The organism is Methanolapillus africanus (assembly GCF_032714475.1).
Classification (GTDB): Archaea; Halobacteriota; Methanosarcinia; order Methanosarcinales; family Methanosarcinaceae; genus Methanolapillus; species Methanolapillus africanus.
Window position 1 is genome coordinate 47,191 of the sequence record NZ_JAWDKD010000011.1, and the last position, 18,372, is coordinate 65,562.

Here is an 18,372-nt window from a genome sequence, read left to right on the forward strand (position 1 = left end):
ATCAATCGACATATTGATTCATCATTTCATCTTCCCTTCATCTTTATTCCATGTTCATTTATTCATCAAAATAACCATCAAAAGGCCGGATTCTTATGAAATACATCGTCATCATCGGTGATGGAATGGCAGATTTTCCCATTCCCGAATTGAATCAAAAAACAGTTCTTCAATACGCCAAAAAACCAAGCATGGACTTTTTAGCGCAGCACGGACGCAGCGGTTTGGCTGTTACGGTTCCGGAAGGTTACTTGCCGGGAAGCGACGTTGCCAATATGTCTATTTTCGGATACGACCCGGCGGTTTATTACACGGGGCGCTCTCCGCTTGAGGCCGTCAGCATGGGTGTGCCTTTATCCGGCAACGATTTGTCTTTTCGGACCAACTTGATTACCATCGGCAGCGAAGACGGTACCGTTGGCGTGAACGGTCCGGACCTTTCCGCCGGCTACATTTTAGATTACAGCGGCGGACACATCACGTCGGCCGAAGCGAAAGAACTCATTTTGGCGGTGGACGAAGCGCTCGGCACGAATCAATTTTCCTTTACGCCCGGCATCAGTTACCGCCACCTGCTGGTGGCTAAGGATAATTTCGGCAAGAACTGCACGTTTACGCCGCCGCACGACGTCACCGGTCAAAAAGTGTCGGATCATTTCCCGCAAGCGCCGGAAGGCGATTTGGAGTCCGAACGGGCAGCCCGGATTTATTTGGACATGATGAAGGCATCTTATGAAATTTTGAAAAACCACCCGGTCAATCAAAAACGCGTCCAAGAAGGCAAACTTCCGGCCAACTGCATTTGGTTCTGGGGACAAGGCAACGCGCCCAAATTTGAAAAATTTGTTAACATTCATCACAAAACAGGCTCGGTCATCTCAGCGGTCGACCTCTTGAAGGGAATCGGCATTTGCGCGGGTCTTGATATTATTGATGTTCCCGGCGCCACCGGATTTTTGGACACCAATTATAAGGGCAAAGCCGACGCGGCCATAGACGCTTTGACGTCGAAGGACTTTGTTTTCGTTCACATTGAGGCGCCGGACGAATGCGGCCACATCGGCGACGCCCAAAAGAAATTGCAGGCGGTCGAGGATCTGGACGCGAAAATCATAACGCCGCTTCTGAATTTTGCGCGCGAATCTCACAAAAAAGGTGAACCGGTTCGAATTTTGGTGATGCCGGACCATCCGACGCCCGTGTCTCTTAAAACGCATACAAGCGATCCGATTCCGTTTGTTATGTACGACACGCGGGAATTGAAGGTCGATGGCGTTTCCGTTTTTGACGAACAGTCCGTGAAAGCCGGTGCGTTCGGTACGGTTTATGCGCCGGATTTAATTTCAATCATGCTTCAGCCGGATGATTCGTGTTAAATAAAAATGAGATTTAAAACAAAAAATATAAGTCAACAAAGCAAATGAAACAAATAAAACAAAACATAAAACAAAACATAAAACAAAACATAAAACAAAACATAAAACATATCCGGAAAAACAAAATATTTTGTGAATTAATGACATAAGATTATATATTTCGAATTCATTTCTATATTAAGTTTTATTTCAAGTGTTTTATGTTTTACTTTGTATTTTAATTATTGATTTTTTATTCAGGCGCGAACACATTTGAATGCGTCTATTCCTGACGTTTATTATTTCAAAAAACCTAAAAACGAAAAAGATTGGGGAATTTTATATGAATCCGTTTCAAAAAAAGCAATCCAAAGATAAAGATGAGATTGAAGAGGAGGATGTGGAAACCGAGCCGCGTTCTCAAAAACTGAATCAATTTTTCAATAAAATAACGTCTTTCGGCAAACCCAAAGAGGACGACTCCTTCGGCGAATTCCGCCAAACGCCGTTGATGGACTTAATTGAGCGCAAAGACGACATTGTCGTCAAAGCGGATTTGCCGGGCGTCACGAAAAAAGACGTCGTCCTTGAAATTCAAGACCGGCTTCTTACCATCCGGGCGGAATGCCTCAACGAAATCGAAGAAGGCAGCTACATCCGGCGCGAACGGTTCTACCGCAAATACGAGGGTTCCGTGAACATTCCGGTTCAAATTGATGAAGAAAAGGCAACCGCAAAGTTGGCCAACGGCGTTTTGACGGTGACGCTTCCGAAAAAGACGGATCCGAGCATCGTTGATGTGGACGACTGATTCTTATAATAAACTCCCTTTTTCTTTTTTATTTTGTTTTCTGTTTCTATTTGTTTTCTATTTTTCACTTTTTTTGTTTTCCGTTTGTCACTTTTTTTGATTTCTTTTTCCTTCTGTTTTCTCTTTTATTCCTGATGAAATTCTTTTAAAATCTTGTTTAACTTGTCATAACTTATTTTATTTAGAAATCATTTTTATTTAGGTATCAGTCCGCTCTTTTCATAAACTGTATCTATAAATTTATAAATTTAAACGTTGTCGGGTGAATCTTTTTATATTATTTTGCTATGATCTTTATACTAATCGACTATTTATATTTACAACACGATAATACGTTTTAAGACCTGAATATATGGCGGGTCATTAAACGAAAACGTTTCGCCGAAAATATTCGGTCCATTGCCTCTTATTGGCGGATTATTTGTCATCCTGTTTTTACCAACCCGCAGGATGTTGGAATATATGCCAAAAAAACAATCCCCAATAATAAGTTAAAACCAAAGCCGTGGTCATCAAAACGAATTATTTGATGACTCGGGACAGCGTCAAATAATTTACTCGATCACGGCGGCGGTTTAACTCTTTCTTTCTCTTTTTGTTTTTCTTTTCCTTTTGTTTTTTGCCGCCGGCCTACGCGCGCGTTACGGCACCCATTTTTTATGATTCCTCCAAAATTCGTTCTCTTTTCTTTTGGATTCAATTCGATTCGCCTTTTGAATTTCATCGGTTTTTTAATATTAAAAATTGAGAAGCGGCAATCGACATCAGCAAAAAAATAGGCAAGTATTTAAACAAGCACCATTTTTTTAATTTTGTTCAAATTTGATTTGACTTTATGGAAAAATGGTGTGATTCAAAATGGTGATTGAACTTGAAAAGGCAAAAATGTCCGGTGATCTGAAAATGAATTTCGTGTTGAATGAACTTGAAAAAGATGGAATGTTTTTGGTGGTGGACGCTGACCGTATTCGGGCGCACTATTCCGAATAGGAAAACTTCTATGACATTTTGTGGTACATTTCTCAAAATCTGAAAGAAATGTATGGGGAAAGACTGCTGCGGCGGATGAAAATTGAGATTGAATGTGATTATAATTTGCTTGAAATCCAGATTCCGATTGCAGACTGTGGTCTTTCTCTTCATTATGAAATGTTCGGCGTTTGCGAAGAAGCTCGAAGTATTTACGGAGAAACTGCCGGATGCTTCTTTTTAATTACACGTTATCAAGATTATTAATAGGGGTGAATCCAATGGACTTTAAACCGGCCCATTTTTTGTATCTTTCAATTTACTTGACCAAGCTTGCGAAAAGTAATTTGCCAATATCGGAATCATTTTACCGGACGGCCGTTGGGCGGGCGTATTATGCATCGTTTTGGGAAGCTCGAGCTTATGCGGAAAATAATTTGAATTTTGTCAGTTCAGGAACCGGAGGAGATCATCGTTTTTTAGCTTCCTGCTATCGTGACTCCGACAACAAATCCATTCGGTCGGTGGGTTTGCTTTTATCCAAACTCAGAACCTGGAGAAATATCAGCGATTATGAAAGTTCGGACAAATATGATGTTTCGATTGAAAGGAAAGCCGTTGAAGCAATTTCATATGCGGTTTCTATCTTCTCGGAATTAAATCGCAAGTGATTTCATATTTTAAACTCAGAGTGGTGATATTATATGTTAACGGATGTTGAAATCTCAAAAATGCCGGTTCATTTGAAGGGAAATTTTGTTTTAAATGAACTTAAAGAAGATGAAATGTTTCTCGTCGTCGATTCCGATCGAATTAAGGCGCATTACTCCAAATAGAGAAATTTTTATGATATTCTCCGGTATATTACTCAGAATTTGAAAAAAATGTATGGGGAAAGACTGCTCAGACGGATGAAAGTTGAAATTGAATGCGATTGTGAATTCTTGGAAATTCAAATTCCCATTGCCGGTGATGAAATTATTTTCGGTCGCGAATCTTTGAATCTTCTAATAGAAGCTCGAAGCATTTACGGAGAGACAGCTGATTGGTTCTTTTTGATGACGCGTTACCAAGATTATTAACAAACTTTCCGTTCTTCTCCCCTTTCCCTTTTTCAATAATATAAATGCGACAATATATATTGGTTGAACCCCCTTTCCTGTGCATGGCTTTTAAAATTGCGACAATCAAAGGGATTCCGATTTACATTCACATGACCTTTCTGCTGGTCTTTTTGCTTTTTGCGTTCATGTTTGACATCACGCGTTTTCCGTACGGGTTTGCCGGCGTGGAACCGGCGATGCTGCGCTACATTTTTTCAGTGGCGGCGGCATTTTTGTTTTTTGTGACATTGCTCATTCACGAGTTGTGCCACTCGATTTTGGCGACGTCGTACGGCATTAAAATCCAGGGCATCACGCTCTTTTTCTTCGGCGGCGTTTCCATGATGGAAAACCCCAAAGACGAAAAAATGGTCGAGCCGTCCAAAGAACTTAAAATCGCTTTGGCAGGTCCGCTTTCCAGCATCATTCTCGGTCTTTTGTTTTTGGGGCTCAATTACGCGGCGTTCGGCGTCTTTTACGGCGCGCCGCTCATCTCAGGATCCATTATGATCGGCAGCTGGGACATTCTGTACCGCGACATCTCGGTGCTGTTGTTCCTCGTCGGCGCTCTGAACTTGATCCTCGGCATTTTCAACATTTTGCCGGTCTATCCGATGGACGGCGGCCGTGTGCTTCGCGCCTGGCTCGCAAAGCGCTATTCGTTTCAAAAAGCGACGGAAATCGCGGTTCAAACCGGCAAGATTTTTTCCGTCGTCATGGCGATCGTCGGGATTTTCTTTAACCTTTGGCTGGCGCTGCTGGCGGTCTTCCTGTACATTTCGGCGGCTGAAGAAGGCAAAGCCGTCAAGACGACGTTTATGCTTGAAAATGTGACCGTCGGCGACATCATGACCAAAAATGTGATCACGGTCGACGAATCGATGAAAGTTTCCGATTTCGTGAATTTCGTTTTCCAAAACAAACACCCCGGTTATCCGGTGACTCACAACGGCGTTGTGACGGGAACCATCACGGTGGACGACATCAAGAGAATCAATGAAGCCGAACGCTACGCGCTGACGGTTAAAGACGCTATGAAAACGGACGTGATTTCCGTCGCGCCCGAAACGCCGGCCTTGGACGCTTTTGAAAAGATGAACGTGAATTTCGTCGGACGGCTGGTGGTGCTTGACGCCGGCAAAAATCTGGCCGGCATTTTGTCCAGAACCGATTTGATGACCGCGATCAATCTGAGAAGCAGTTTGACGGACACGAGCAATCTCGGTCCGGATTATTCGAAAAAGAACAAACCGGCGGACGAAAAAGACAAAGATCAAGACAAAAACAAATCGTAAACCGGTTTGTTTTTATCCAAAATTTTTCGATGAAATTCCGGGGGAAACCTCAGACAACCTTTTTTTTCAAAAAAAACAAAACCCGGCCAAAACGTTCCTGTTTTCGCCGCGGCCGCGCGCGTTACAGCGATATTTTTTCGAAGACAGCCGTCAAAAATACCGCTTCATTCTATTATTTATAATAGCAAACCGGCCGTTCATTTTTTGATTTATTTGTTTTTTGTCCGATTTTCCGCTTCAATTCCATGCAAATAGTTCCCCGCTTCAACAGACGCTTTGCGTCTGTTGAAGCGGATACTGTAACGGGAACGTACAATTGGAAACAGGAGGTGTAAAACGGAACAGGAATCAACTGTTTTGTTGGAAACGGCAGATGCAATCCGAAATCTAAAAACAGTCACCTGCAGATGCAACCTGAAATCTAAAAACAGTCACCTGCAGATGCAATCTGAAATTTAAAAACAGTCACCTGCAGATGCAAACTGAAAAATCAAAATAAAAAAAGCCGGCAAAAGCTTTCACGCCTTCGCCGGCAAATCTTTTTCAACATTTACTTTGGATTATTTTCTTTTCACAAAATACCAATAAGCAACGCCGCCAATAACAACAATCGCAACGATGCCGACCGCCATCCAAAGCCATATTGATTTGTCATGGACTGACGGAGGCATCGGAACCGGCTGTTCACTTGAATTTTGTGAAGCGTTTTGCGATGCATTTTCGTTTGAACCATCCAATCCTGCACCGCTTCCATTCGTTGTATTTTGTTGGGGTTGTTGTCCGTTCTGTTGCGTTGTCATCGGTAGAACTGTCGCTTGGCCAGTACCGCTGCCGCCACCGTTATTATTTGCGGGAATCGGTGGAGTTGGAATTTCGGTGTTTGTTTTCACCGTCAGAGGTAAGCTTTGAGGAGACGGACCTTCCGTATCCGTTTGTGCAATTCTTGTGTAGAATTTGTATTCCGTATCCGGCGTCAATCCCGAAAATTCATTTGATGATTTCCAAATTCCACCTTCTGTTCTGTATTCTGCACCAATAATCTGCTTCAATGTAATTGTGGTTGCTGTTTTTGAATCCAATTCAAGAATCGGTGTGTTTGGTGCTTCCTTTATTATTGCCGGTTCACTTCCGGAAGCAGTATACAAATACAAATCTCCATAATCATCCGTGTAGGCATGGAATTCGGTTTTAAAAGCACCATCCTCATTGACAATGTAATGCAATTTGTTTGCACTGCCGGAGCCCATTCCAACTTTTGTTTCAAAAACTTCTGATTCATTGCTGTTTTTTACGGTCCTTTCTGAATATCCCTGAATATTTGCAAAAACATTCGATCCGCTTCCCGGCGTGTAAATGCTTCCGCCGTCAATGACAATCGTAGAGGTGCCGTTTTCCGCTCCTTTTCCGCCGCCAATGGCATAATGCGTTCCGACCGATCTGACGCCAATAGTTCCGCCTTCGATTATAACTGTTCCGGCACCGCCGCTGCCGTTGCTTCCGCCGCCGCCGATGCCGCTGCCACTGCCGCGGCTGCTGCCGCTGCCGCCCGTTACTGTTGTAATTGTTGCCGAGCCTGATACTGTAACTGTTCCGGCACCGCCGCCGCTGTGGCTGCCGCCGCCACCGATCCCGCTGCCGCCGCCGCTGCTGCTACCGCTACCGCCCGTTACTGTTGTAATTGTTGCCGAATCTGATACTGTAACTGTTCCGGCACCACCGCCGCCGTTGTCGCTGCCGCCGCCACCGATGCCGCTGCCGCCGCCGCTGCCGCCGCTGCCGCCCGTTACTGTTGTAATTGTTGCCGAGTCTGATACTGTAATTGTTCCGGCACCGCCGCCGCCGTTGTCGCTGCCGCCGCCACCGATGCCGCTGCCGCCGCCGCTGCCACCGCTGCCGCCTGTTACTGTTGTAATTGTTGCCGAGCCTGATACTGTAACTGTTCCGGCACCGCCGCCACCGATGCGGTCGCCACCGCCACCGCCACCGATGCCGCTGCCGCCTCCGCTGCTGCTACTGATACCACCCGTTACTGTTGTAATTGTTGCCGAGTCTGATACTGTAACTGTTCCGGTGCCGCCGCCACCACCGCTGCCGCTACCGCCGCCGCCACCGATGCCGCTGCCGCCTCCGCTTCCACTGCTACCGCTGCCGCCCGTTACTGTTGTAATTGTTGCCGAGTCTGATACTATAACTGTTCCGGTGCCTCCGCTGCGGCTACGGCCGCCGCCGCCACCACCGATGCCGCTACTACCTCCGCTACCGCTACCGCCGCTGCCGCCCTTTACCTCAAAAATATTCACAAAACCGTTGATGACGATTTTTCCGCTTGATTCATCGATTTTTCCGCCGATTCCGGCACTGCCCGGCCCGCCATAGACACTCAAATGATTCGTGTCTTTAACGGAAACGTTTGCGGTGATTATCAAAAAATTGCCGAAACCGACGTGGATTCCGGTTAAGTTTCCGGTAATCGTGTTATTGCCTTCTAAAAAAAGAGTTGTGCCGTCGACGCCATCGATATCAATGCCGTGTTTGTTGGTGGCCGTTGACAAATCTAAATTCAAATCTTTGATTGTCAAATTCAGAATTGTTGCACGTGTTGCAGCTTCAATGCTGACGCTGAGTTCTGTGCTGTCGCTGTTGCTGACAATTGTTAAATTGTTGATTCCGTCCGGAATTGAAATTGTTCCGTTTCCGTCGGTATCCCAATTTGAAGCGTTCAATGTTAATGTGTGCGTGTCGTCGGCTGAAGAAACCCAATCAATCAGGATTAAATTAGCGTCTGTTACGTTTGTAACGTCCGCGGTTTCGGCCATCGCCGGCATGGCGGCCAAGATGAAAAAAATCGCCAAGACAAATAATATGATTATTGTTTTCCGAAAGGGTTGGTTTATGGTCATATATATCTATCACTAATTATTTAATAGTTATAATATAAATGTCACGATTAAACATTACTATACGCCGTTTGGCTTTGATTCTATATATTATTATGGATATTATTGAGGATATGTCTTCAAAAAACAGAGCGAAAATCTAAAAGAAATGATTCGTTTTTAAAAGTAAAAATCAAAAGGCATTGAAATGAATTTTTCAAATTATTTTTTTCAGACAATTTTATATATTTTAAAATCGAAAAGTATTATATCTTTTCAGAAAAAATAAGGTCCATTTATTATTGAAAAACGGCACTTGATTTTCAAAAACGAAAACGTGGTGTTCATTTGGAGGTTTGATTCATTTTGGGAAAAATACTATTGGTCGAGGACAATTCCATGAACCGGGAACTGGTGAAAGACATCCTGGAGACGTTTAACTGCGTCGTGACCGGCGTGGAAGACGCGTTTGCGGCGTTGGAGCTCCTCGAGAAAAACGCTTACGATTTGGTTCTCATCGACATCAATCTGCCGAAAATGAATGGCGTCGAACTGGCGCAGCGCATCCTGGACAGCGATTTCAAGTACGGAAAAATGGTGGCGCTGACGGCCAACGAATGCACGCCCGACGGCCGGCAATTCCAAGACGCCGGCTTTGACGATTTCATCCAAAAACCGTTCCAAATCAACGATTTCAGAAAGAAAATCGAAGACAACATTCCCGAACATTGCGCCGGACATTGATCAAAATCATGCCGACGCATTGATTTAAATTTTAAAAATAAAATCTGATTTTCTTCATTTTTCGTTTTTTACCTTTCGTTTTCATTTTTTTGATCGCCATGTCCAATCCCGTTCTGCTTCAGCTCAAACAAATCCAATCGATGACGGTTTCGTCGCCGGAAGACGCCGCTTTTTTGATATCGTTTCTGTCGCCCGACGCCAACGAAATGCTTCAAACCGCCGCCGCCAACGCGCTGATTTCAGCCGGCGCGGTTTCCGTCCCCGCTCTGTTGTCGCATTTCGACTCATCAACCGACGACGGCATTCTCAACAAAACATCTTACGCGCTGTCGCAAAATCCGTTTTCTCCGCTTTCGTTTTTTGAAAACAGCCTGTCGCATTCCAATCCGGACGTCCGCCGAAATTGCGCGGCCGGCGTCGGCGTTTTGCAGCAAAACAATCCGTCAGCCATCGAGTCGATTGAAAAACTGGAACGGGTTTTGTACGCGGATTCTGACACCCGCGTCTCCTATGAAGCCGCCTTGTCGCTTGAAAAAATCAATCCAGGCGCGGACTTTTGGAACAAAATTCTGGAAAATCCGAACATGGACGATCATGTTTTGAACAAAATCGTTGAGATTTCCGGCAGCGCCGGAAATGAAACGACGCTCGGTTTATTAAAATCAACAAAAATCACAGACGAACGGATGGCGCAAACGGTTCAAGAATCCATCCGAAAACTCACGCAAAAATAAAAAATAAATAAACAAAAACTCAACAAAAAATAAACAAATAAAAAAGAACTATAAAAACGAATATATAATAATAGAGATTGTATTCTCCGTTAGAAAAACCGGATATCAATCGGAGGTGGACGGCATGGAATACGTTTATTTTATTCTTCTCATACTCGGCGGCTTAATCGCCGGATCATTTGCCGGCATGCTGGGCGTCGGCGGTGCGTTTTTGCTCGTTCCGCTTCAATTCTTCGTTCTCACCCAAATGGGATACGACCCCGACGTCGCCATGAAAGTTGCCATCGCCACCGCCTTGGCCGTCACGCTGCCGACCGCTTTGAACAGCGCCTACCGCCACTCTAAAAAAGGGACCGTCTTTTGGAAATACGCCGCCCTGATCGGGACGTTTGGTTTTATTTTCTCGTTCACCAGTTCCTTTATCGCCAACTACCTGCCGGGTTCTGTTTTGTCGTTCATCTTCGGCGTTGTCGTTCTCGCCGCCGCCCTGCGCACCTCGTCTTATAAAGACACAAACGAAGATCCCGCCAACATTTCCCAAAATTATCTTAAATACGCCGCATGCGGCGCGATTATGGGAACCGTTTCCGGCCTCACCGGCATCGGCGGCGGTATCGTCGTGATTCCCCTGATGATTTTCGTCCTGCGTTTCCCGTTCATCAATGCCGTCGGCACCTCGTCGGCGACAATTGTTTTCACATCAATGGGCGGTATTATCGGGTATTTCATCAACGGATTCGATATTGCGGGACTGCCGCCGTACTCCGTCGGCTACATCAACATTTTGATTCTCATCATCTTGGCCGTTCCGAGCATTCTCATGTCCGGCGTCGGCGCGTCGATCACCCACCGGGTCAGCCAAAAATACATCCGATACACGTTTTCAGCGGTGACGTTCGTCATCGGCGTCACCATGATTTACAAAAGCTTGGGCATTCGCCTGTCGGATTACATTTGATCCGATTTTCTTTTCATTTTCATTTCATTTCATTTTCTTTTCTCTTTTTTCTTTTATTGTTTCTTTATTTTTCTTGCCGGTTGCCTTCTTATCTTATTTTTTTATTTCATCTCTAAAAATAATGTCAAACTGTTCAACAACTTTTTATATTATTTAATTCCATTATTAATATTGATGAACAATTTCACAAGTAAACATCATGCTGTTGCTTGTGGCTGAAAAATGAGACCGCTTCGCGAACAAACACACAAACAAACAAGAAGGTGGATCAAATGGATTTTTGGCTGTCAATCTTTCTGATATTGCTGTCAATCGTTGCGGGTTACATATTGATTAAGTTGCTCAAAACCCCGAAAAACATCTTTCTCAATATCCTTTTGGGATACATCATGGTGGTCGCCGTCAACATGATGTTTGGCGAACGGGTAATTCCTTACGATTGGCTTTCCCTGATCATGACGACGCTCACCGGTGTTTTCGGGGCGATTGTTTTGATTGTCATGAACGGCGTTTCTTATATTTTCTAAAATAAAAAAAGCCGGTTTCCCGGCTTTTCATTTTTTTTGTTTTGTTTTTTTTATTTTTGTTTTTTATGGCGGCGCCCGCGCGCGTGACGGCACACATTTTCAGCGGCGGTCAAAAACCGGACTTGTCTTTCATTTTATTCCTTTCGTTCCGCCCTTTGCGGTTGTAGGTGTAATGAATGACAAACGACGCCACTTTGTTGTATTTTTTCAGCCGGTTTTCGATGAAGTAAGCAGCTTGTCCGTGAAGGATATTATCCATAATCACTTGATTGCTGATGAATTTTACGAAAACGACCGTCAGGAACTCATCGTTGACCAATTCCGATTGTTTTTTGTCAATGTAATCTTCCAAAGGCGGCAAAATATCACGGTACGGCGCGTCAATAATGACCAATTGTTCCGGGAACGCTGCTTCTCTCCACAGTTTTTCAAAACTTTCGCGTCCGGCGTCGCTGGTTGAAATATGAAGAACCGTAACGTTTCGGCTGACCACGTTGGCGTAATTGAGCGCTTTTAAAAACGGCCGCGAAAATGATGATCCGAGAACGATGCACGGATTATTGTCTTGGCTGGAACACGGCTTGTAAATTTCCCGCGCTTCGGCCGGTTTCAAAACGATGTCGTCGGCAACGGATTGGTAATGTTTTTGAATGCTTTGCATCAACAGAACCAAAACCGGGATTGCAATGGCGAGCATCCAGGCGCCGGCCGTGAATTTCGTGGTAAACACGATGATCACGCCGATCAAACTCATGGCGGCGCCAAACGCGTTTATCAGCATTTTATGTTTCCAGCCCGGCTCTTTGTCTTTCATCCACTTGACGACCATTCCGGTTTGCGCCAGCGTAAACGACAAAAAAACGCCGACGGCATAAAGCGGAATCAGTTTATGCGTTTCGGCGTTAAAAAGGAAAATAAGTCCGCCGGCGGCGAAGAAAATAAACAGGATGCCGTTTGAAAAGCTGAGTTTTTGGCCGCGCTGCGCCATCCGGTGCGGCATATAGTTGTCAACGGCGAGAATCGCCAAAAGCGTCGGCAAACCGTTGTAAGCGGTGTTGGCGGCCAGCAGCAGAATCGCTGCGGTCATAAATTGCAAAATGTAGTACATCGGTCCCGTTCCGAAAACGGCCGCACCCATCTGGGATAAAACCGTATGTCCGTCCACCGGAATGACGCCCAGCTGCGTTGCCAAAAGAACGGATCCGCCGAAGATGAAAATGATAATGCCGGCCAAACAGTACAAGATATGCTTGGCGATTTTTTGAGACGGCTGTTTGAACGACGGCACCGCGTTGCTGACGGCCTCGACGCCCGTTAAAGCCGAACATCCGGACGAAAAGGCCCGAAGCATCAAAAAGACCATCGCAATCGTCGTCAGCGCGCCGGCCGGCGACGTCGGCAGGCTGTTTAAAACGCTCGGTGCATATTCAATCGGCATGAGCGTTCCGGTTAAGAATTTGGCCAAACCGATCGTGATTAACGCTGCCATCACCAAAATAAAACCGTATGTCGGCAAACCGAAAACTTTGGCGGACTCTTTGACGCCGCGCAAATTCATCAGCGTCACCAGCGACAGAAAAATGAGCGCGATCGGAACTTGGTACCCTAAAAGACCCGGGACCGCAGCCACGCAGGCCGCCGTCGCCGACGAAATACTGACGGCAACCGTCATGATATAATCGATGATCAGGGCTGCCGCTGCGATCAAAGACGCTTTTTTGCCGAGATTCCCTTTTGAGACGACGTAAGAACCGCCGCCGTTGGGGTAATGGTCGATAATTTGCGAATATGAAAAGACGAGAACGATCAGCAGAATGATGATCGGAAGCGCTACGATTCCCAAATAGTGAACGGACAGCAAACCAAGGACCGGCACCAACACCAAAAGGATTTCCTCAATGGCGTACGCCACCGACGACACGGCGTCTGACGCCATAATCGGCAGGCCCCATTTCAAATTTAATTTTTCATCTTTAATCTCATCGTTTTTGAGTGCTTTTCCGAGAAGCAAATCTTTCATTTTGAAATGTTTTTCTTGATCCGGCATCCTATCACCCGATTTATAAAAAATATTATAAATATGCGGTTGCATCGATACAGAAATTTTGTTCAATTTTCAGAAACAGAAAGCCGTTTTTATTAAGCGGCCGTTTGATATTATTTGTGATTTTTGCTTTCTGCGTGTTGCAGACGCATTGTCTTTATTTGAAAACAGATATGTTTTGAAACAGATGTGAATTGAATAACTGATTATGTGAATTGACTCATTTTTTTATTGAAATGAATGAAATTGTTATTGAAATGAACAATTTATTCTTCTGATGAACAATTTGTTCTTTTAGTGAACAATTTGTTCTTTTAGTGAACAATTTATTCTTTTGGTGAACAACTATCCATTGCAGTTACTTTGGCGTCATTTGGTGTATAAAACGGTTGCGACATAATTATATATAATTTTATTTTTAATTAAAATAAATTTAAATGTTCAATAAACTAATGTTATAAAATCAATAACTCATTTTATATAGTTTTGAGAACTAGAAACGATTGAGCGGTTTAACCACCGTTCGATTTCGATTTCAACCTTGATTTCGATGTCAATTTCAAGTTTTTATTTCACACAGAGGTGTTTTTCAATGGACATTCAAACAATTCTCACATACGCTGTTTTAATTTTAATTGCACTCGTTGTCGCTTTTATCTTGTACAAAGTCTTAAAAACCGCCAAGAACCTGATTATTAACATTGTTTTAGGTTTCATCGTCTTCATCATCGGCGGCTGGATCATCAACAGTTATTTGGTCGGATATTTCCCAAGCGCTGCGCCAATCAACTATTTCAGTTTGGTCAACATCATCATCACGGCTTTAACCGGCGTTTTCGGTGCGCTCGTGCTTTTGATTTTATCCCTTTTCGGAATCACATTCTGATGTGATTCCCTTTTTCTTTTTTTATTTTTAAATTGCATCAGCCGTTTCTGACAATACAGGTTTTTCTGATCCGATTTGCGTCTGCTGTTTTTGAGAATACAGTTTTTTTCTGATCCGATCTGCGTCTGCTGTTTTTGACAATACAGGTTTTTCTGATCCGATTTTCATCTGCTGTTTTTGACAATACAGGTTTTTCTGATCCGATTTTCATCTGCTGTTTTTGACAATACAGGTTTTTCTGATCCGATTTGCATCTGCTGTTTTTGACAATACAGGTTTTTCTGATCCGATTTGCATCTTTGTGTTCTCGATTTCCGATAAATCAGACGCGATGCGCGTCTGATTTATTCGGGGGCTTGCACGCATTTTTTAAAAGCCGGCAGCCGGTTCATACAATTCATCAATAACCGGACTTCGATTTTTGAAAATCCAAAAGAGAATGTGTCGCCGTAACGCGCACGCACGTGCCCGCCAAAAAAAACAAAAAAAGCAATTGCAAAAATTGAAAAATAAAAAAAGAAAAATGAAAGATTTCTCTTTCATTTCTTAGAATTTCGTGACGAATTTACGGGCTTGGTAAAGCGCGAGGATGCCGATGATCACAATGAAAATCATCCACACGTACGACGAATACGGAACGTATCCGGCGGCCCAGAGCGCGTTATAAGCTTCCATAGCAGCTTCGGTTTGCGGCATATTTTTTCCTCCTTATCCGATGCAGGCGTTTTGCACTTTTTCTTTGCCGAAATCGGTGATCACGTAGCGGTGCATCAAAAATCCTTTTTTGTTGATGCCTTCGTTGTCCACGGCTTGCTCAACATCTTTAATCATGCCGCCCGAGGCGAGTTCAATGATGTCGAAATTGATCAAATCGCGGTCATACATACCGCTCATGCCGTATTCTTTGTGAATCGCTTCAATGATCTCATAATTCCAGTGCGGCTGTCCGTCTTGGAAAAGTTCCAAGAGACGAATTTTCGTGGGTCTGAGCGCCATCTTAGTCACCTCTGAGAGATTCGACGTTGTCGGTGCTTTCCGTAAACATCAACAAACTGCCGGTCACACACAAGATACCGCCGATGATAATCGCCCATCCCGGAGAGCTTCCGAAGAACAGGAACACGAAAATCACAGCCATCAGACCGTACAAGTTGCCGATACCCTGACCGCGCCCAACGCCGATCAATGGGAACGATTTGTACCACGTCACGTAACAGAAACCAAACGTAATACCGGCAAAGATCAGCACGAGAAGAACCATTGGGTTCATCGCGAGGAGCGCGTAGTGGAACATCGGGAAGCCGAAAAGCGCCAAGATCGGGATGATGATGATCCACCAGATCATGGATTCGCCGATGAAACGGATGGTAATGGCCGAGTCGGGTTCCGCCAGGTCAAGACCTTTTCCGGCGACAGCGCCTTCAAGACCCCAGCCGACGGCTGCCATAAGACCGCCCAGGTAACCGAACCACTGGACGCTGCCGGTGGCGAGTTCAGACACAAGTCCGCCGGCGTAAATCGCAATACCGCCGCAGACGATAATTAAAATACCGGCCAAGGCGCGTTTGGAGATTTTCTCGCCGTACCAAAGGCGGGCGACGGTGGATCCGACCACCGGATACAAAAGACCCGCAACAGCGGAGAAAGCGGCGCCGATGAATCCCATGGCCAAGTAAGAACCGAAAACGGCAATGAGACCACAGATGGAGCCGAGGAAGAACCATTTGGAACAGTGTTTAAACTCAAAAATCGTGCGTTTGAGTTCCTTGACTTTATGTTTGCCCAGGATCGCATTCCAAACCAAAAGAGCTAAAACGACAGTGAGCGCATTCAATGCCGTAATTAAGACGGCGACAATCACGAGAGCGACAGAGTCTCCGTAGTCAGCCGCGATGACCGTTGACATCTCGTCAAACGGATTCAATACCCAGACAGCTGTTCCCGGAAGATACCAAATACCCCAGAAGACAGCGCAGAACAAGGCCCACATGTAACCGTATTTGACCTTGCGTTTGCTTTCCATGACCTTTAAGTCATTTATATTCAGATTTTCAGCCATAAACTTTCCTCCAATTTCTTGGATAACTTAAACACCTGAGCAACTCCGTGGTGAACCACGATTTTGCCTTTTAATCCGTTTTTGTGGAGTTATTCCGATTGCAGCCAGACGGTTCAATCGAACGTTTTTGATTTATGTTGTTTTTGGGTTTAGATGACAAGAGCTTGCGACGCCAATATTTTAGATTGTTTATCTTTAGAATTTAAGATTGTTTATCTTTAGATTGATTATCTTTCGCACTTGATTTTTCAAATTTAATCACATGACAATGGAGCATGTTTCGTTTTTCTTATTTTTACAATGGAACTACCGTTTTTGTTAATGTTTTTTGTATGCCGAATATGTGAACGTTTATGGTCAGTCTAAATGACGATTGATTTGTCTGTTTTTTAATAAAAATTATTAAAAAATGAACATTTTTCAAAAATCACAAAAAATAGAAGAAAAGCAATTTTCTCTTCGTCCGTTGCTTTTCTTCATATTTCATGCAGCCATATATCGTTTATATTTCGTATTGATTTTTTGTATTATGCCGACGCTTTCTTCTGAGCTTCTTTTTGGGCCCACCACCAGAGCGGGATGAAAAGCGCCAAAACGACAAATCCGAGAAGAGTCGGTCCCCATCCGGCGTCCAATCTGTTCAGATAGACAATACCGACCAGGTAGAACGGAATGTTCACAACGGCAAAGAGCATGGCGACGTATTTCCAGCCTTTGGGGGCCTTAAACGGTCTTTCCAAGTCCTTGAATTTCGGGTCGGTGGCAGCCTTGTAGTAAGCGGCCAAGCTGATACCGTTGGCGACGACGTATCCGATCGCGGATGCGGAAAGGATTGCTGCCGGTCCGGCACCACCGTCGGCCATGGAGAACAAAACAATCAAAAACAAGTTGAAGACAGCAATGACGGCCATAGCGACCATCGGGACACCGTTCTTGTTCAATTTACCGAAGAAAGACGGCAAGTTGCCTTCGACAGCCAGAGAGTGCATGGATCTGGCCGATCCGTTGAATGCGGTCTGAATGATCAAAACCATCGCGGCGATGAGCATCACGATCGCGACAATTCCGCCCATGTCTCCGAGAACCATCTTGGCCATCGGGAGAAGCGGGGAAACTCTTTCAGCGATCACAGCGTCAACACCAAGCGTTCCGGTCACGGATGTTTGAACCATCACGTAAGTGAACAAACAGATGATACCACAGCTGAAGAGCGCTTTCGGAACATCTTTCTTTGGGTTCTTGTATTCCGGTCCGTAAATGGCGGCTGTTTCCCAAGCGCAAGCGCTCCACTGCGCCGTTGCCATGATACCGAGGAAAATTAAGATGCCGTAAATGTCCCAGCTCCAGTCGGTCGGGAACCAGCTGCTTGTAATATTCTCGATATGGAACGCGCCGGTGAAAAACGGTGCGATTGTGATGATCAAAAGAGGAATCAAAGCGAAAATCGCTAAGATGTAACCCAGAGTTGCGCCGCCGGAAACACCGCGGGAGTTAACAAGCATCAGGACGCCGAAAATAATAATTCCCGAGCCAAGGGAAAGCCACATCGGAGAAATGCCGGCAAAGGCCGGAACAAGACCGTTTAAGTAGCTGCCGATGAGAACGGAGAAAATAGCCAACACAGGGTTCCAGGCGAGCCAATATCCCCATGCAGAGAATCCGCCAATAAATTTACCGGTGCTGGTGCCGGCGCCGAAGACCGCTTGCGCGAATCCCGGAAGTCCGGATGCGTTCGGGAAGGCCGTCGCCATTTCGCCGTAAGCCATGTTTTGAAGGAATCCTTGCAAAACAGAAAGAGCCCAAGCAACGATAGCAAACGCCCACAAGTAGGTCGCAAATGTTCCGATTGACGGTAAAATCAAAAGCGGAACGCCGAGCGCAATGGCCAGGCCTTGCTTCCAGTCAATTGTTCTTTGGAGTGTATTACTGTCACTATCCACTGAAAAAACCACCTTTTTTTTAAAAATATCATAAACCCGAAACAATTTTTGATCTCTGATTCCAATGAACG

General features: G+C 44.8%; 19 protein-coding genes. 13 read left to right on the forward strand and 6 right to left on the reverse strand.

The window, feature by feature from the left end; all coding sequences use genetic code 11:
- Positions 1-95: 95 nt before the first annotated feature.
- The 8 genes from MsAg5_RS03080 to MsAg5_RS03115 all read left to right on the forward strand — a co-directional run bounded on the left by MsAg5_RS03080 (position 96) and on the right by MsAg5_RS03115 (position 5,533).
- Positions 96-1,376 (forward strand): cofactor-independent phosphoglycerate mutase, encoded by a 1,281-nt coding sequence (locus tag MsAg5_RS03080; RefSeq protein ID WP_338099154.1) that lies wholly within the window; start codon positions 96-98, stop codon positions 1,374-1,376.
- Between the two features lie 322 nt (positions 1,377-1,698).
- Entirely contained in the window at positions 1,699-2,166 is a 468-nt protein-coding gene (locus MsAg5_RS03085; RefSeq protein WP_338099155.1) for an Hsp20/alpha crystallin family protein, read from the forward strand.
- A gap of 858 nt (positions 2,167-3,024) precedes the next feature.
- On the forward strand, positions 3,025-3,156 hold the full coding sequence (locus tag MsAg5_RS03090) for a hypothetical protein (protein WP_338099156.1): 132 nt from the start codon (positions 3,025-3,027) through the stop codon (positions 3,154-3,156).
- 75 nt (positions 3,157-3,231) lie between these two features.
- Positions 3,232-3,402: a hypothetical protein gene (locus MsAg5_RS03095; RefSeq protein ID WP_338099157.1), complete on the forward strand. Its 171-nt coding sequence runs from the start codon at positions 3,232-3,234 to the stop codon at positions 3,400-3,402.
- 14 nt (positions 3,403-3,416) lie between these two features.
- On the forward strand, positions 3,417-3,806 hold the full coding sequence (locus tag MsAg5_RS03100) for a hypothetical protein (protein WP_338099158.1): 390 nt from the start codon (positions 3,417-3,419) through the stop codon (positions 3,804-3,806).
- A 33-nt stretch (positions 3,807-3,839) separates the two neighbouring features.
- Positions 3,840-3,971, forward strand: a complete 132-nt coding sequence (locus tag MsAg5_RS03105; RefSeq protein WP_338099159.1) for a hypothetical protein — start codon at positions 3,840-3,842, stop codon at positions 3,969-3,971.
- A 75-nt stretch (positions 3,972-4,046) separates the two neighbouring features.
- Entirely contained in the window at positions 4,047-4,217 is a 171-nt protein-coding gene (locus tag MsAg5_RS03110) for a hypothetical protein (RefSeq protein ID WP_338099160.1), read from the forward strand.
- 83 nt (positions 4,218-4,300) lie between these two features.
- Positions 4,301-5,533 carry a site-2 protease family protein gene (locus tag MsAg5_RS03115; protein ID WP_338099161.1) on the forward strand — a complete coding sequence of 411 codons (1,233 nt, stop codon included), beginning with the start codon at positions 4,301-4,303 and terminating at the stop codon, positions 5,531-5,533.
- Positions 5,534-6,093: 560 nt separating this feature from the next.
- Here the strand turns inward: MsAg5_RS03115 and MsAg5_RS03120 are convergent.
- On the reverse strand, positions 6,094-8,385 hold the full coding sequence (locus tag MsAg5_RS03120; RefSeq protein ID WP_338099162.1) for an autotransporter outer membrane beta-barrel domain-containing protein: 2,292 nt from the start codon (positions 8,383-8,385) through the stop codon (positions 6,094-6,096).
- A gap of 390 nt (positions 8,386-8,775) precedes the next feature.
- Here MsAg5_RS03120 and MsAg5_RS03125 point away from each other — a divergent pair, with 390 nt between their 5' ends.
- The 4 genes from MsAg5_RS03125 (at position 8,776) to MsAg5_RS03140 (ending at position 11,372) form a co-directional block, all read left to right on the forward strand.
- On the forward strand, positions 8,776-9,153 hold the full coding sequence (locus tag MsAg5_RS03125; RefSeq protein ID WP_338099163.1) for a response regulator: 378 nt from the start codon (positions 8,776-8,778) through the stop codon (positions 9,151-9,153).
- Positions 9,154-9,251: 98 nt separating this feature from the next.
- Positions 9,252-9,887, forward strand: coding sequence for a HEAT repeat domain-containing protein (locus tag MsAg5_RS03130; protein ID WP_338099164.1), 636 nt, complete (start codon positions 9,252-9,254; stop codon positions 9,885-9,887).
- Positions 9,888-10,011: 124 nt separating this feature from the next.
- Complete coding sequence (locus tag MsAg5_RS03135) at positions 10,012-10,845, forward strand: sulfite exporter TauE/SafE family protein (RefSeq protein WP_338099165.1); 834 nt, start codon at positions 10,012-10,014, stop codon at positions 10,843-10,845.
- Positions 10,846-11,117: 272 nt separating this feature from the next.
- The gene (locus tag MsAg5_RS03140) at positions 11,118-11,372 is read left to right on the forward strand and encodes a pro-sigmaK processing inhibitor BofA family protein (protein WP_338099166.1); all 255 of its coding nucleotides are present in this window, start codon (positions 11,118-11,120) and stop codon (positions 11,370-11,372) included.
- A 109-nt stretch (positions 11,373-11,481) separates the two neighbouring features.
- Here MsAg5_RS03140 and MsAg5_RS03145 read toward each other — a convergent pair whose 3' ends face one another.
- The gene (locus MsAg5_RS03145; RefSeq protein ID WP_338099167.1) at positions 11,482-13,419 is read right to left on the reverse strand and encodes an APC family permease; all 1,938 of its coding nucleotides are present in this window, start codon (positions 13,417-13,419) and stop codon (positions 11,482-11,484) included.
- 589 nt (positions 13,420-14,008) lie between these two features.
- On the opposite strand from MsAg5_RS03145, the gene MsAg5_RS03150 reads away from it, so the two are divergent.
- Positions 14,009-14,302 carry a transcriptional regulator gene (locus tag MsAg5_RS03150; protein ID WP_338099168.1) on the forward strand — a complete coding sequence of 98 codons (294 nt, stop codon included), beginning with the start codon at positions 14,009-14,011 and terminating at the stop codon, positions 14,300-14,302.
- Positions 14,303-14,848: 546 nt separating this feature from the next.
- On the opposite strand, the gene MsAg5_RS03155 is transcribed toward MsAg5_RS03150, so the two are convergent.
- The 4 genes from MsAg5_RS03155 to MsAg5_RS03170 all read right to left on the reverse strand — a co-directional run bounded on the left by MsAg5_RS03155 (position 14,849) and on the right by MsAg5_RS03170 (position 18,301).
- Positions 14,849-14,998 carry a hypothetical protein gene (locus tag MsAg5_RS03155; protein ID WP_338099169.1) on the reverse strand — a complete coding sequence of 50 codons (150 nt, stop codon included), beginning with the start codon at positions 14,996-14,998 and terminating at the stop codon, positions 14,849-14,851.
- 12 nt (positions 14,999-15,010) lie between these two features.
- Positions 15,011-15,298, reverse strand: a complete 288-nt coding sequence (locus MsAg5_RS03160; protein WP_338099170.1) for a hypothetical protein — start codon at positions 15,296-15,298, stop codon at positions 15,011-15,013.
- Between the two features lies 1 nt (position 15,299).
- The gene (locus MsAg5_RS03165; RefSeq protein ID WP_338099171.1) at positions 15,300-16,361 is read right to left on the reverse strand and encodes a DMT family transporter; all 1,062 of its coding nucleotides are present in this window, start codon (positions 16,359-16,361) and stop codon (positions 15,300-15,302) included.
- A gap of 527 nt (positions 16,362-16,888) precedes the next feature.
- Positions 16,889-18,301 carry an APC family permease gene (locus MsAg5_RS03170; RefSeq protein WP_338099172.1) on the reverse strand — a complete coding sequence of 471 codons (1,413 nt, stop codon included), beginning with the start codon at positions 18,299-18,301 and terminating at the stop codon, positions 16,889-16,891.
- Positions 18,302-18,372 lie beyond the last annotated feature (71 nt).